Below are 14,483 nucleotides of genomic sequence, written 5' to 3'. Positions count from 1 at the left end.
CCGCCATGCTCGACGGCTGGCTGACCTGCCTCGTCTGCGGGCAGGACCTCACCGAGGCCTCCAGGGCCATGATCTGCCCTGACGGTCACTCCTACGACATCGCCAAGCAGGGCTACGTCAACCTTCTCGGCCATGCCCCGCCCAAGAACGCCGACACCGCCGCCATGCTGGATGCCCGCGCACGTTTCCTCTCGCACGGCTTCTACGACCAGGTGGCCGACGCCATCGTCGACGCCGTGCGGGGGCGCACCCGGATCGTCGACGTGGGCGCCGGGACTGGTTACTACCTCGCCCACGTCCTCGACGAACTGCCCGGCGCCCGCGGCCTGGCCACCGACGTGTCCGTGGCCGCAGGGAAACGGGCCGCGCGCGCCCACCGTCGGGCCGGCGCGATCGTGGCCGACACGTGGGCAGGACTCCCCATCCGGGATGGAGCCGCGGATGCCGTGATGTGCGTCTTCGCCCCCCGCAACGCGCAGGAGTTCGCGCGCATCCTCCAGCCGCGCGGCACGCTCGTGGTGGCCGTGCCCACCTCCTGCCACCTCAAAGAACTCCGAGAGCGCCACGATCTGCTCGACGTGGCCGCCGACAAGGTCGAGAGCATCATCGGCGCCTTCCCTGGCTGGCACTCCAGCGTCTGGACCGAGGAGTACCAGATCGGCCTGGACCGGGAACAGGCGTCAGACCTCATCGCGATGGGACCCAACGCCTTCCACGCCCTACCGTCGGAGGTCGCCGAGCTGACATCGTGTACGACTTCGGTCTCGATCGTCACGTTGACCCACCCATGAGCGCGCCGACGCGCCTACCGTTGGGTGCATGACACTCGATATTGAGCTCCGCACCTTCCTGCAGCAGTTCCACAAGGTCGCGGAGGCGGCCTCGCAGTTGAACAACAGCGGCGAGGGTCCCTACCTCGTCGACGCGTTGAAGGATCATCTCGGCATCGTGCCCGCGCAGGTGGCGGCCGTCAGCAAGGAAGTGGTGCCCTACCGCTTCGCCGACTACGACGTGGCCCTGGAGAATCTCGCCGGGCCCGATGCTGAACTGCTGGGAATCGGCGGCGACCAGCGCCACCACATGTCCCTGGCCGACATGGTCAGCAGCAACTGGGCGCGGCTCAGCACAGGCCAGGTCGACTGGACCAACGTCGCAGTCGGGCCCACCGAGACCCGCCGGGTCATGTCGCTCGGCATCCGGCTGTTCACCTTCGAGGGCCAGCCCGTGGCGGTCCTGCAGCGCAGGGCGTCCCAGATGCACGGCAACGGCACCGGCGTCATCGAGGTGCTGTGCCCCGATCCCGACGTGGCCAACGCACTGCTGGAACGCGCCACCACGCTGGGCACCGAACTGTCGCTGCTCCGCGGCAAGGTGCTGAGCCTCGAGATGGTGGGTTACGAGGCCGAGGGCGACGGCTTCCGCTTCATCGCGCGCCCGGATCTGCCGGCCGAGGACGTGATCCTGCCGCCGGGCGTGCTCGAGCGCATCACCGGACACATCAGCGGCATCGCCGCGCACTCCGAGACGCTGCGCCGCCACGGACAGCACCTCAAACGCGGCGTGCTGCTCTACGGCCCGCCAGGCACCGGAAAGACCCACACCATCCGCCACCTCATCAGCACCACGCCGGAGCACACCGTGATCCTCCTCTCCGGCCAGACGCTGCAGTTCATCGGGCAGGCAGCGGCCATTGCCCGCCACCTGCAGCCGTCCATCGTCGTGTTGGAGGACTGCGACCTGGTGGCGATGAACCGCGACCTGTCACCCACCGGCAACCCGCTGCTGTTCGAGGTGCTCGACGCCCTCGACGGCCTGGACGCCGACGCCGACGTGGCCTTCCTGCTGACCACCAACCGGGTCGACGTCCTGGAGGAGGCGCTCACGCAGCGCCCCGGCCGCGTCGACCTCGCCGTCGAGATCCCCGTGCCCGACGAGGAGGCCCGCCGGCGACTGTTGGCTCTGTACTGCGGGTCGGTCGGCTATTCCGACGAGGTGCTCGACGAGATGGCGGCCCGCAGCGACCACCTCACCGCGTCGTTCTTCAAGGAACTCATGCGCCGCTCCGTGCTGTTGGCGGCGGAACAGGATGAGGAGCCCACCGACGGCCACCTGCGCGAGGCGATGGAATCGCTCCTGGCCGATCAGAACACCCTCAACCGCACCCTCCATCCCGGCGGTCACTTCGACGACTTTGAGCCCGACGGGGACACCGAGGGCGAGATCGGCACCGGCGCCTACCATCCGATGTACTGACATGCTGCGCACACGGTGGGGCTTCGGCCTGGGCACCCTCGGCCGCGACATGGTCGGGGCGCTGGTGTCGATGTACCTGATGTTCTACCTCACCGATGTGCTCAACGTCACCGGGGCCCAACTGGGCGCGATCACGATCATCCTGGTGGTCATGCGCGTCTTCGACGCGGTCAACGATCCGGTGATGGGGGTGGTGGTCGACAACACCCACACCCGTTACGGGAAGTTCAAGCCGTGGATCTTCTGGGGCGGGCTGCTGTGGGGCATCGCCACCCTGGTGCTGTTCTTCGACCTCGGGGTCGACGGCTGGGGCTACGTCATCCTGTTCACCGTCCTGTACCTGGTGTGGGAGATCGCCTACACCATCAACGACATCGCCTACTGGTCGATGCTGCCCTCCCTGACGATCGACCAGAAGGAACGCGAACGCATCGGCGTGGTGGCCCGGATCTGCGCCAACATCGGCCTGTTCTCGATGGCGGTGGGGCTCGTGCCCATCACGCACTGGCTGGAGGGCGTGACCGGATCGGCACGCACGGCCTGGTTCCTGCTCGCCGCCGCGCTCGTGGTGATCATGCTGGCGTTCCAGGTGCTGACCCTGGTGCTCACCCGCGAAAAGGTCACGGTCAAACCGGAGGCGACCCCGCTGCGGGAACTGTTCCACGTCATCGTCCGCAACGATCAACTCATGTGGGTCGCGGTCGCGATGGTGCTGTACATGAGCGCTTACATCATCACCACGTCATTCGGCCTCCACTACTTCAAGTACATCTTCGGCGACGAGGGCGCCTACCCGATCTTCGCGGCCATCCTCGGCGTCACGCAGATCGCCGCGCTCGCCTGCTTCCCCCTGGTCTCGAAGGTGCTCACGCGGCGCCAGATCCACCTCGTCGCCACCGTGGCGTGCCTGGTGGGTTACGTCTTCTTCCTCTTCTCCGGCACCTCCCTGGTACTGGTGGCGGTCGCGGGCGTGTTCCTGTTCAGCGGCCAGGGCGCCATGCAACTGCTGATGGTGATGTTCATCGCCGACTCTGTCGAGTACGGCCACTGGAAACTGGGCCGGCGCAACGAATCGGTGACCTTCTCGCTGCAACCGTTTATCTACAAGCTCAGCAACGCCGTCGCCAGCGGGGTGGTGGGCGCCACCGTGATCGCGTCGGGCATCGACGTGGCTGTCACCGCCGACGATGTTTCCGAAAGTGGGGCTTTCACCCTGCGGATGGCCATGATGGTGCTACCAATGGTGCTGATGACGCTGAGCTACCTCGTCCTGCGGGCCAGATACCGGCTTGACGAGGAGTTCTACGCTCGCGTCATCAGCGACCTGAAGGGGAGACATGGCATTCAAGCTGCTGGGTAAGCGAAGCACGGTCTACGACCTCTACCGCACTCCGGTGGGCCGCGACATCATCGACAAGCTGTTCCTCCAGACGGGCATGCCGCGTCGCCTCATCTACACACTGTCCTGGCTGCCGCTCGGCGCCATCGACAAGCTCGTGCGCCCCGTGACGGGGCCGGGCCTGGTGGACATGATCATCGATCTCGTCAACAGCGAACACGACCGGCCCCTCGAGGGCCGCGCACCCGACCCGACGCCGTGGTGGCGCGAGGCCGTCGTCTACCAGGTCTACCCCCGCTCCTTCGCGGATTCCGACGGCGACGGCGTGGGCGACATCCGCGGCGTCATCGGCAAGCTCGACTACCTGGCCGAACTCGGCGTCGACTGCGTGTGGCTCTCCCCGATCTTCGCCTCCCCCAACGTGGACATGGGCTACGACGTCAGCGACTACCGCGACATCATGACCGAGATGGGCACCATGGCCGACGTGGAGGAGCTCATCGCCGGCTGCCATCAGCGGGGCATGCGCATCATCCTCGACCTTGTGGTCAACCACACCTCGGACCAGCACGAATGGTTCCAGCAGGCGATGGCCGACCCCGACGGCGAGTTCGGCGACTACTACATCTTGCGGAAGGGAGACCCCCAGACCCCGCCGAACAACTGGACCTCGTTCTTCTCCGGCCCCGCCTGGGGCTGGATGGACGACGCGCAGCGTTGGGCGCTGCACCTCTTCGCCGACGGTCAGATGGACCTCAACTGGGAGAACCCCAAGGTCCGCGACGAGGTGGCCGACATCGTCAGTTGGTGGCTCGCCAAGGGCATCGACGGCTTCCGCCTCGACGTGATCAACTACATCTCGAAGAAGCCCGGCCTGCCGGACGGGCACCCGTTCATCGGCAAGATCCTGGGCTTCGTGGGGGTGGAGCACTTCTTCTACGGCCCGCGCCTGCACGAGTTCCTCCGCGGGTTGCGACGCGACGGCTTCACGCGGCGCGAGGCCCCGTCGTCGACGCCCCTGCGGCGGATGCCCGACGGGTCGCTCGGCGATCCGCTGCCACCCGACATGATCGGCCTCATGGTGGGTGAAACCCCCGGCATCGGCATGCAGTTGGGCCGCCTCCTCAGCGGCTACGGCCGCGGCGAGCTGGACCTCATCTTCAATTTCGACGTGCTGGACAATCCTGGCCAGACCCGCTGGGACACGTACAAGTACAAGCTGTGGTACCTCAAGCATTTCTACCGCGCCTACGACCGCAAGACCGGGCCCAACGACTGGATCCCCCTCTTCCTCGACAACCACGACAATCCGCGCATGCTGTCCAAGTTCGGCGGCGGCCGGGAGAAGGACCCGGCGGTGCGCACCGCGATCGGCAAGATGCTGGCCACTATCCAGCTCACGCTGCGCGGCACGCCGTTCCTGTTCCAGGGCCAGGAGCTGGCCGCCACCAACCACGCGTTCGAGAACGTGGAGCAACTGCGCGACGTGGAGTCCATCAACCGGCACGCCGAACTCCTGACCAACGGGATGAGCCCCGCCGACGCCTGGCGCCAGATCCTGGCCGGGTCCAGGGACCATGCGCGTGTCCCCATGCGGTGGAATCCCGACGGCGGGTTCAGCGAAGCGGCGGCCTGGCTCTCCGGCACGGACACCACCCCTGGCTTCTCGGCGGAGGAACAGATGGCGGATCCGGATTCGGTGTACTCCTGGCACCGGGCCCTGATCAAACTGCGCCGCAAGTACCGGGCACTCACCCTCGGGGACCTGCGCTGGGTGCACCGGCAGAAGAAGTACTACTTCGCCTTCCAGCGCACGCTGGGCGCGCAGCGCTTCCTGATCGAATGCAACACCTCGGACAAGCCGCGCAAGCGCCCTCGGGTGCGGGGCACGATCGTGCCCGTCCTCGGCGGGCCGCGCGGTGCCGTCATGCAGCCGTGGGAGGCGACGGTCAGCCGGATCTACGGCTGATGTGCGAGCCATCCCCCGCGGAGTCCCGCGCGGCCAACACCGCCGTCGGCGAATGGGTCGCCGGGGCCTGCGGTGTTGTGTGTCTGAGGCGCAGCCTCGCGGCGATCAGAGGCCGAGGAAGGCGCGCATCTCCTCGCAGGCGGCCTCGGCGCGCTCCTTCGTCGGCAGTTCGCAGAAGATGCGCAGCAGCGGCTCGGTGCCGGAGAAGCGGGCGATGATCCAGCCGTCCTCGAAGTACACCTTGGCGCCGTCGCGGTAGGACACGTCGACGACCTTCTCGGTGAACTCGGGCAGCTTCTTCTCCACCATGAGGGTGTTGAGGATCTCGGGCTTGCGCTCGGGCGCGAACGTGAAATCGGTCTCGGCCATGTAGTGGGGATCGAACTGGCCGGTGATCTCTTCGTAGATCTGGCTCATGGGCTTGCCCACGACGGCGATCATCTCCACCAGCAGGGCCGCGGCGTAGATGCCGTCCTTGCCGGAGATGTGGCCGCGCACGGTCAGGCCGCCGGAGGACTCGCCGCCGATGATGGCGTCGGTCTCCAGCATCTTGCCGGAGATCCATTTGAAGCCCACCGGGACCTCGTAGCACTCCTCGCCGAACTGCTTGGCCACGTCGTCGAGCAGGGAGGTGGTGGCCACGTTGCGCACGACGGCGCCCTTCCAGCCCTTGTACTTGAGCAGGTAGTAGTAGAGGATCACCAGCAACTGGTTGGGGTGGAGGAAGTTGCCCTTGTCGTCGATGACGCCGATGCGGTCCGCGTCGCCGTCGGTGGCGATGCCCAGGTCGCAGTCGTTGTCCAGAACGTAGCGCTTCAGCGCGTCCAGGGTCGCGTTGGTGGGCGACGGCATGCGGCCGCCGAAGAGCGTGTCGTGCCGGTCGTGGATGACCTCGACATCTGCGCGCGCTGTCATCAGGATGGTCTGGAGGGAGGTCTTCGAGACTCCGAACATCGGGTCGAGCGCGATCTTGAGGTTCGCGTCCTTGATGGCCTGCATGTCCACCTGGGCGATGATCGAATCGATGTAGCCGTTGAACGGGTTGATCTCCGTGACCTGACCGGTCTCGAGGGCCTTGTCGTAGTCGACGTGGCCGATCTCTGCCTCCCCGTCACCCTCGAGGGCGGTCATCCGGGCCTCGACGTCGTGGGTGATCTCCTCGTCGGCGTCCTTGCCGCCGGCCGTGAAAACCTTGATGCCGTTGTAGAGCGCGGGGTTGTGGGACGCGGTGATGGCCATGCCGTAGGGCAGGTCCTGATCCTTGACCGTCCACATGATCATCGGGGTGGGCGCCTGCGCCACCTTGATCACCTGGGTGCGGATGCCCTCACCCGCGAACACCTCGGCGGCCCACCGCGCCGCCACATCGGAGAGGAAGCGCCGGTCGTAACCGATCACGATGCCCTTGTCCTGGGCGCCCTCCTCCTTGATGCGCTGTGCCAGTGCCCCGCACAGCAGTCGAACGTTACTCCGGATGAATTCGTCGCCGATGATCGCGCGCCATCCGCCTGTACCAAAGTTGATTCTCGCCACGCCTCCACCCTAGACCCGCAGCCGCCCTCAACTGCGCGGGGGTGAGCATCCGGCGAGCGAATGCACAGAGTTTCTGCGCGATCGCGCAGTCCTCGGATGGCTAGGCGAGGTCGACGAGCTCGGCGTAATCGTCGGACCAGAGGTCCTCGACGCCGTCGGGCATGATCAGCACCCGGTCCGGTTCCAGCGCGGCGACCGCTCCCGGGTCGTGCGTGACGAGGACGACGGCGCCTGCGTAGGTGCGGATGGCGCTGAGCACCTCGGCGCGGGAGGCAGGATCGAGGTTGTTGGTGGGTTCGTCGAGCAGCAGCACGTTGGCGGCGGAGACCACCAGCATCGCCAGCGCGAGGCGCGTCTTCTCGCCACCGGAGAGCACCTTGGCGGGCTTGTCCACGTCGTCGCCGGTGAATAGGAACGAGCCCAGCACCTTGCGCACCTCGGTGTCGCCGAGATTGGGTGAGGCCGAGACCATGTTGTCGAGCACGCTGCGCTCGACGTCGAGGGTGTCGTGCTCCTGCGCGTAGTAGCCGATGCGGGCGCCGTGGCCGAGTTCGACGCGGCCGGCGGTGGGCTCCTCCACTCCGCTGAGCAGTCGCAGCATGGTGGTCTTGCCCGCACCGTTGAGGCCGAGGATGACCACCTTGGAGCCCTTGTCGATGGCCAGATCCACGGCGGTGAACACCTCGAGCGACCCGTAGGACTTGCTGAGATCGAAGCCGCGCAGCGGGGTCTTGCCGCAGGGCGCCGGCTCCGGGAAGCGGATCTTGGCCACCTGGTCGCTCTGCCGCTCCCCCTCGACGGAGTTGAGCAGCCTCTCGGCACGCTTGGCCATGTTCTGCGCAGCCACGGCCTTGGTGGCCTTCGCACGCATCTTGTCGGCCTGCGCCATGAGCTGGCCGGCCTTGCGCTCAGCATTGGCCAACTCGCGCTTGCGGCGCCGCTCGTCGGTCTCGCGCTGCTGCAGGTAGCGCTTCCAGTTCATGGAGTAGATATCGAGCTCGGCCCGGTTCGCGTCGAGGTGGTAGACCTTGTTGACCACGGCGTCGAGCAGTTCGGTGTCGTGCGAGATCACGATGAGGCCGCCGGGGAAGCCCTGGAGGTAGCTGCGCAGCCACACGATCGAATCGGCGTCGAGGTGGTTGGTGGGCTCGTCGAGCAGCAGGGTGTCGGCATCCGAGAACAGGATCCGCGCCAGTTCGATGCGGCGTCGCTGGCCGCCCGACAGCGTCTTGAGCGGCTGGGCGAGCACCCGGTCCGGCAGGCCCAGGTTGGCCGCGATCCGCGCAGCCTCGGATTCCGCTGCGTAACCGCCGGCCGCCACGAACGCGGCCTCCGCGCGGCTGTAGGCGGCCATGGCGTCCTCTCGCACGCGCCCCTCCGCGGTGGACATGGTCTCCTCCGCCTTGCGCATGCGTTGCACCACGGCGTCGAGTCCGCGGGCCCCGAGGATGCGGTCACGCGCCAGTTGCTCCGGGTCACCCGAGCGCGGATCCTGCGGGAGGTAGCCGAGCTGGCCGGTGCGGGTCACCTCACCAGAGGCCTGTTGGCCCTCCCCTGCGAGGATGCGGGTCAGCGTCGTCTTACCGGCGCCGTTGCGGCCGACGAGGCCGATCCGGTCCCCGTTGATCACCTGGAAACTCACGGGGGACAACAAGAGCCGCGCTCCTGCGCGTACCTCTACGTCCTTGACCTGCAGCACCGCCCCAGTGTTCCATCATGCGACGGGCTGCACCAATTGCGGGCCGTCGGTACCCACCTTGTTGACCTCGCGCGAGACCTTCCGGTGCGCCAGATCCAGCGGCGCCGTCAGCATCGAGACCGCCGCACGGGCATCGGTCAGCGTGGGATCGAGCCAGTCGTCCCAACTGTCGCGCGGTACCACCATGGGCATCCGGTCGTGCACCCAGCCGAGATCATCGGTGGCCTCCGTGGTGAGGATCGTGGTGGTGGACAGCCAGCCGTCGGGCCCCTTCCAGAACTCGTAGAGGCCGGCCATCACCAGCAGATCCGACGCGGGGCTGAGGAAGTACGGCTGCTTGACCGGCTTCTTCTCCCCCGGCGCTTCTTCGCTGCGCCACTCGTAGTACCCCAGCGCCGGCAGGAGGCAGCGCCTGGCGGAGGCGGCCTTGCGGAACGACGGCTTCTCGGTGACCGTCTCGACGCGGGCGTTGATCAGCCTGGCGCCGCCGTCGGGCGACTTCGCCCAGCTCGGCACCAGGCCCCACTTGAGCGGCACCAGCTTGCGGGTGACCTCACCGTCCCTGGCCCTGTCAACGACGGCGGGCACCAGATCGGTGGGGGCGATGTTGTAGCGCGGGCCGGTGACCTCGGCAACCTCGCCGTCGATCAACGAGATCTCGAATGCCTCGACCAACTCGCTGGGGTTGGCTGTCGCCGCATACCGTCCACACATGCCGTCAAGGCTAGTAGGGTATGGCCATGAGCCTCTTGCGATTCGCAGCCCGAACACTGTTCGCCAGCTACTTCATCTCCGAGGGAGTCAAGGCGGTCACCAAGCCTGCCGAGACCGCGGCGGATGCGGAAGCATTCACCAACACCGTCTCCCCGCTGCTGCAGCGGGTCGTGCCGGCAGATGTCGCCTCGTATGTGCCAGAGAAGGCCGAGACCTGGGTGCGCCTCGCCGGCGTGGCCCAGATCGCCGGTGGCGTGATGTTCGCCACCGGCATCGGCCGCCGCCTCGGTGCGCTGCTCCTCGCGAAGGCCAGCGTGCTCAACCTCGCCATCTCGGCACCGGGCAAGCAGGCCTCGGATGAGGCGAAGAAGCTGGCCCGCCCCGAGATGCTGCGCAACGGCGCCCTCCTGGGTGCTGCGGTGCTGGCCACGCAGGATCTGCAGGGCAAGCCCAGCCTCAGCTGGCGCTCCGCGCAGGCCGCCAAGGCAGCCGAGAAGAAGGCCTCCGCCCTGGGTAACGACGTGAGCCGCTCCGCGAAGAAGGCCTCCGCCAAGGCTGAGAAGCAGGCCAAGAAGCTGAGCAAGAAGGCCCGCAAGCAGGCCAAGCGGCTGGGCAAGAAGCTCGAGGCCGTTACTCCTTGACCGCTCAGCCCCTCCCCTCAGCGCTGTCCCCGGTGACGGGGGAAGTCACCGTCCCGGGGTCGAAATCGGAGACCAACCGCGCGCTGGTGCTGGCCGCCCTCGCTGAGGGTGCCAGCACCCTGCGCGGGGTGCTGGAGTCCAGGGACTCGCGGCTGATGATCGACGCGCTGCGCGCCCTGGGCTGCTCGCTCGAAGCTGACGGCGACGCGCTCCGGGTGACCCCGCCCGTGCGGTTCCGTGGCGCCTCGGAGATCGACTGCGGGCTGGCCGGCACCGTCATGCGGTTCGTGCCGCCCATCGCGATGCTCGCGGACGGCCCCAGCTCCTTCGTCGGCGACCCCCACGCGTCGCAGCGGCCCATGGCCCCGATCCTCGACGGCCTGCGTCAGTTGGGGGCGGCGGTGTCTGCCGACGCCCTGCCCTTCCGCCTCGTCCCGCCCGCGGAGTTCGCCCGGGAGGTTGCCGTCGATTCGTCGGAATCGAGCCAGTTCATCTCCGGTCTGCTGCTGATCGGGGCGCGGTTGCCGCACGGCCTCACCCTCCGCCACACGGGAGACAGGCTCCCCTCGCGGCCCCACATCGCCATGACCACGCAGATGCTGCGCGAGCGCGGCGTGCGGATCGACGAGCCGGACGAACGCACCTGGGTCGTTTCCCCCGGCCCGATCGCGGCCCGCGAGACCACCATCGAACCTGATCTGACCAACGCCTCGGTGTTCCTCGCCGCGGCTGCCGCCACGGGCGGAAGCGTCACGGTGCCCGGCTGGCCGGAGCATTCCCTGCAGCCTGGCGGGCTCTTCCTCGAAGTGGCCCAGCGCATGGGCGCCACCGTCGAACGGGGCGCAGGAAGCGTCACGCTCGTCGGTCCGGAGCGCCTCCACGGCATCGACGTGGACCTCACCACGGCCTCGGAGCTGACGCCCCTGGTGGCGGCGCTCGGCGCGCTGGCCGAGGGCACCACCACCCTCCGCGGGGTGGCGCACATCCGCGGCCACGAGACAGACAGGCTCGCCGCGCTGGTGGCGGAGCTCACCAAGCTGGGCATCACCGCAGAAGAGACCGACGACGGCCTCACGCTGAGGGGCGGCACGCCGCTGCAGCGCGCCGAGGTGGAGACGTACGCCGATCACCGCATGGTGCACTTCGCCGCCGTCGTGGCACTCAGGCAACCCGGGATCTCCGTCACGGATCTGGAGTGCGTCTCCAAGACCATGCCGGCGTTCCCGCAGGACTGGGCGAGGTTGATCGGTTGAGCAGCAAGTGGGACAAGCACGACCGGGACGTCGAGGAGTTCGACCGCCCCCGTCGACGCAGCCGGCCCCGCACGAAGGACAGGCCGGATTACTCCAAGCTCCCCGTCGCCCGGGTCATCTCGATTGACCGCGGGCGCTACCGCTGCCTGCTCGATGGCAGACACGTCACCGCTGTGCGTGGCCGCCTCATCCACCGCAAGGGCGGCATCATCGTGGGCGACCACGTCCGCCTCGACGGCGACGTCAGCGGCGACGAGGGCACGCTCAGCCGCGTCGTCGAGGTGCTGGAGCGCCGCACGATGCTGCGCCGCAGCGCCGATGACGATGCCGAATCATTCGAGCGGCCCATCGTCGCGAACGCGGACCAGCTCTTCATCGTGACCGCCCTGGCGGACCCTCCCCCGCGGATGGGGATGATCGACCGCATCCTGGTGGCCGCCTACGACGCCCGGATCGAGCCGGTGTTGTGCCTCACGAAGGCGGATCTCGCCTCTCCCCGGGAACTGCAGGAGGCCTACGAACCCCTCGGCGTGCCCATCCTGGTCACGGAGCCGGAGGCGGACCTCGCAGAGATCCGCGCGGCCATCCAGGACAGGGTCACCGTCTTCGTCGGCCATTCGGGCGTGGGCAAGTCCACCTTGGTCAACCGCCTCATCCCAGATGCGCACCGCGCCACGGCCGAGGTGAGCGAGCTGACCGGCAAGGGACGTCACACGTCCACCTCCGCCGTCGCGATGGAGCTGCCGGAGGGCGGGTGGATCATCGACACCCCCGGCGTCCGGTCGTTCGGCATCATGCACGTCTCCCCCGAATCGATCGTCGGCGCGTTCCCTGATCTGGCCGAGATCGCGGAGGAGTGCCCACGCGGCTGCCCGCACACCACCGGCGCCATCGACTGCGCCTTCGACGACGCCGTGGCCCAGGGTCGCCTCTCCCCCGAGCGCCTCGCCTCGTTCCGCCGCATGGAGGACGCCTTCGTCTCCCACGGTGGTTGAGACCCCCAGGCGTGCCCACCCGCAGAAACCAGACTGCACCGCTACGGTGGTTGCATGGCACAGACTAAGGACCTCACCGACGACGTGCGCCTGGCGCACCTCATGGCCGACGACGCTGACTCGCTCTCGATGAACAGGTTCAAGGCCCTGGATCTGCGGGTGAAGGCCAAGCCGGATTCGACGCCCGTCACCGAGGCCGACACCGCCGTCGAGGAGGCCATCCGCCGCACCCTGGCCCGCACCCGCCCGCGCGACGCGGTGCACGGCGAGGAGTTCGACGACACCGGGGAGTCGCCCCGCCGCTGGATCATCGACCCCATCGACGGCACCAAGAACTACCTGCGCGGCGTGCCCGTCTGGGCCACCCTCATCGCGCTCGAGGTGGAGGGACGCATCGTGGCCTCCGTCGTCTCCGCCCCCGCGCTGGGCCGCCGCTGGTGGGCCTCAGAGGGCGGCGGCGCCTACACGGGCCGCTCCATCCTCAACGCCACCGAGCTGCGCGTCAGCAAGGTGGAGCAGATCGCGGACTCGTCCCTGTCGTACTCGGACATCGCGGAATGGGTCGATTCGGGCAAGGGTCAGGGCTTCATCGACCTGATGCGCTCGTCCTGGCGCACGCGCGCCTACGGCGATTTCTGGAGTTACATGCTGGTGGCCGAGGGCAGCGTCGACGTGGCGGCCGAGCCTGATCTCGAGCTCTACGACATGGCCGCGCTGGACATCATCGTGCGCGAGGCCGGCGGTCGCTTCACCAACCTGAGCGGCGAGGACGGGGTGAAGGGGCCGGGCGCACTCGCCACCAACGGCCTCCTCCACGACGCCGCGCTGGAGTTCCTCTCCTGACAATCAGAGCACGCGGACGCGCAACGTCTCGTCCAGTGCCTCAAGCTCTGAGAGCAGCCCGTTGACGTCGGTGCCGGCGATGTCGGTGATCGCGTAGCCCAGTGACCCCTTGGTGGCCAGCGTCTGCGACATGATGTTGATCTCGTGCTTGGCCAGCAGCGAGTTCAGCCGCGCCATCACGCCGGGCACGTTGTGGTGCAGATGGACGATGCGACGCTCGCGGATGGGCCCGGCTGCGACCTCGGGGAGGTTGACGCTCATCGACGTGGAGCCCGTGGTCTGGTAGTCGTTGAGCTTGCCCGCCACGTAGCGGCCGATGTCGACCTGGGCCTCCTGCGTGGAGCCGCCCACGTGCGGGGTGAGGATCACATTGCTGAGGCCCTGCAGCTTGGAGACGAACGGCTCGTCCTTGCTCTTGGGCTCGCTGGGGAACACGTCGATCGCGGCGCCGGCGATGTGGCCGCTGGTCAGGGCCTCGTACAGCGCGTCGAGGTCGACGACGGGGCCGCGGCACAGGTTGAGGAACAGGGCGCGCGGGCGCATCTTGGCGAACTTCGTGGCGTCGAACAGGTTGGTGTTCTCCTCTCGCCCGTCCACGTGCAGCGAGATGGTTTCGGCCTGCTCCAGCAGCTCGTCGAGCGAATCGACGCGGCGGGCGTTGCCCAGCGCCAGCCTGTCGGCGATGTCGTAGAACAGCACCCGCATGCCGAGGGCCTCGGCGACGATCGACAGCTGCGACCCGATGTTGCCGTAGCCGACGATGCCCAGGGTCCGGCCCCGCACCTCGTGCGAGCCGACGGCGGATTTGTCCCACACCCCGTTGTGCATGTCGCGGTTGCGGTCGGTGAGCTTGCGGGCCATCGCGATGATCTCGGCGATGGCCAGTTCCACCACGGAGCGGGTGTTGGAGTACGGGGCGTTGAAGACGGCCACGCCAAGTTCGGTGGCGGCCTCCAGATCGATCTGGTTCGTGCCGATGCAGAAGGCGCCCACAGACTTCAGCTGAGTTGCACCTTCGAGCACCTTGCGGGTGACGTACGTGCGGGAGCGGATGCCCAGGTAGTCGACCCCGTCGAGCGCGGCCATCAGGTCCCGCTCGGCCAGTGCCCCTGAGCGGGTCTCCACCTCGTAGCCCTTGGCTTCGAGGGACTTCACGGCATCTGCATGGATGTTCTCAAGGAGGAGTGCCTTCACGGTGGGCCACTCTACGCTCCCCCGCCGGGAACGCCCGAACCCGTCCATCG

Annotated in this window: 12 protein-coding genes; 8 read left to right on the top strand and 4 right to left on the bottom strand. The window is 67.9% G+C overall.

What is annotated here, in order from left to right; genetic code table 11:
- The first annotated feature begins 5 nt into the window (after positions 1-5).
- The 4 genes from BN1186_RS10870 to BN1186_RS10855 are packed head-to-tail and all read left to right on the top strand — an operon-like array spanning position 6 to position 5,561.
- Positions 6-791 carry a putative RNA methyltransferase gene (locus BN1186_RS10870; RefSeq protein ID WP_040284780.1) on the top strand — a complete coding sequence of 262 codons (786 nt, stop codon included), beginning with the start codon at positions 6-8 and terminating at the stop codon, positions 789-791.
- Positions 792-819: 28 nt separating this feature from the next.
- Positions 820-2,253 carry an AAA family ATPase gene (locus BN1186_RS10865; protein ID WP_052460070.1) on the top strand — a complete coding sequence of 478 codons (1,434 nt, stop codon included), beginning with the start codon at positions 820-822 and terminating at the stop codon, positions 2,251-2,253.
- Between the two features lies 1 nt (position 2,254).
- Positions 2,255-3,613, top strand: a complete 1,359-nt coding sequence (locus tag BN1186_RS10860; protein ID WP_040284123.1) for a glycoside-pentoside-hexuronide (GPH):cation symporter — start codon at positions 2,255-2,257, stop codon at positions 3,611-3,613.
- Positions 3,591-5,561, top strand: a complete 1,971-nt coding sequence (locus BN1186_RS10855; RefSeq protein WP_040284122.1) for an alpha-glucosidase — start codon at positions 3,591-3,593, stop codon at positions 5,559-5,561. Before BN1186_RS10860 ends, BN1186_RS10855 begins: the two co-directional genes overlap by 23 nt.
- A gap of 105 nt (positions 5,562-5,666) precedes the next feature.
- Here the strand turns inward: BN1186_RS10855 and BN1186_RS10850 are convergent, their stop codons facing one another.
- The 3 genes from BN1186_RS10850 to BN1186_RS10840 form a co-directional block, all read right to left on the bottom strand.
- Positions 5,667-7,094: a phosphoglucomutase/phosphomannomutase family protein gene (locus BN1186_RS10850; RefSeq protein WP_052460069.1), complete on the bottom strand. Its 1,428-nt coding sequence runs from the start codon at positions 7,092-7,094 to the stop codon at positions 5,667-5,669.
- A gap of 100 nt (positions 7,095-7,194) precedes the next feature.
- Entirely contained in the window at positions 7,195-8,793 is a 1,599-nt protein-coding gene (abc-f, locus tag BN1186_RS10845) for a ribosomal protection-like ABC-F family protein (protein WP_040284121.1), read from the bottom strand.
- A 15-nt stretch (positions 8,794-8,808) separates the two neighbouring features.
- Positions 8,809-9,507 carry an SOS response-associated peptidase gene (locus BN1186_RS10840; RefSeq protein WP_040284120.1) on the bottom strand — a complete coding sequence of 233 codons (699 nt, stop codon included), beginning with the start codon at positions 9,505-9,507 and terminating at the stop codon, positions 8,809-8,811.
- A gap of 26 nt (positions 9,508-9,533) precedes the next feature.
- Between BN1186_RS10840 and BN1186_RS10835 the strand changes: the two genes are divergently transcribed.
- The 4 genes from BN1186_RS10835 to BN1186_RS10820 are packed head-to-tail and all read left to right on the top strand — an operon-like array spanning position 9,534 to position 13,239.
- Positions 9,534-10,148: a DoxX family protein gene (locus tag BN1186_RS10835; protein ID WP_180349069.1), complete on the top strand. Its 615-nt coding sequence runs from the start codon at positions 9,534-9,536 to the stop codon at positions 10,146-10,148.
- On the top strand, positions 10,145-11,401 hold the full coding sequence (gene aroA / locus BN1186_RS10830) for a 3-phosphoshikimate 1-carboxyvinyltransferase (protein ID WP_040284118.1): 1,257 nt from the start codon (positions 10,145-10,147) through the stop codon (positions 11,399-11,401). Before BN1186_RS10835 ends, aroA begins: the two co-directional genes overlap by 4 nt.
- Positions 11,398-12,396 carry a ribosome small subunit-dependent GTPase A gene (gene rsgA, locus BN1186_RS10825; protein ID WP_040284117.1) on the top strand — a complete coding sequence of 333 codons (999 nt, stop codon included), beginning with the start codon at positions 11,398-11,400 and terminating at the stop codon, positions 12,394-12,396. Before aroA ends, rsgA begins: the two co-directional genes overlap by 4 nt.
- Before the next feature lie 54 nt (positions 12,397-12,450).
- The gene (locus BN1186_RS10820; RefSeq protein ID WP_040284116.1) at positions 12,451-13,239 is read left to right on the top strand and encodes an inositol monophosphatase family protein; all 789 of its coding nucleotides are present in this window, start codon (positions 12,451-12,453) and stop codon (positions 13,237-13,239) included.
- A gap of 3 nt (positions 13,240-13,242) precedes the next feature.
- On the opposite strand, the gene serA is transcribed toward BN1186_RS10820, so the two are convergent.
- On the bottom strand, positions 13,243-14,481 hold the full coding sequence (gene serA / locus BN1186_RS10815; protein ID WP_281278468.1) for a phosphoglycerate dehydrogenase: 1,239 nt from the start codon (positions 14,479-14,481) through the stop codon (positions 13,243-13,245).
- Positions 14,482-14,483: the final 2 nt, after the last annotated feature.

This window comes from Tessaracoccus massiliensis, assembly GCF_000826065.2.
Lineage (GTDB): Bacteria > Actinomycetota > Actinomycetes > Propionibacteriales > Propionibacteriaceae > Arachnia > Arachnia massiliensis_A.
This window is presented reverse-complemented; position numbering and strand designations above follow the sequence as displayed.